We start from the raw sequence: 291 nt of genomic DNA, 5'->3' as shown, positions 1-291 counted from the left end.
CCTGATCCGATTAGCGTTGATCAGGAAACCTTAGTCTTTCGGCGAGGGGGTTTCCCACCCCCTTTATCGTTACTTATACCTACATTTGCTTTTCCATACGCTCCAGAGTGGCTCGCGCCACGCCTTCGACGCTGAATGGAATGCTCCCCTACCAACCTTAAAGGTTCCATAGCTTCGGCAGACAACTTCATACCCGATTATTATCCACGCCAAATTCCTCGACTAGTGAGCTGTTACGCACTCTTTAAATGAATGGCTGCTTCCAAGCCAACATCCTAGCTGTCTTAGCAA

Annotated in this window: 1 rRNA gene; it reads right to left on the bottom strand. The window is 48.8% G+C overall.

Features of this window, described 5'->3' with window-relative positions:
• Nucleotides 1-291: ribosomal RNA gene (locus I6E24_RS16865) — 23S ribosomal RNA — on the bottom strand; the annotation flags it as partial.

Source organism: Bacteroides caecigallinarum, from assembly GCF_021530995.1.
Classification (GTDB): domain Bacteria; phylum Bacteroidota; class Bacteroidia; order Bacteroidales; family Bacteroidaceae; genus Phocaeicola; species Phocaeicola faecigallinarum.
This window is presented reverse-complemented; position numbering and strand designations above follow the sequence as displayed.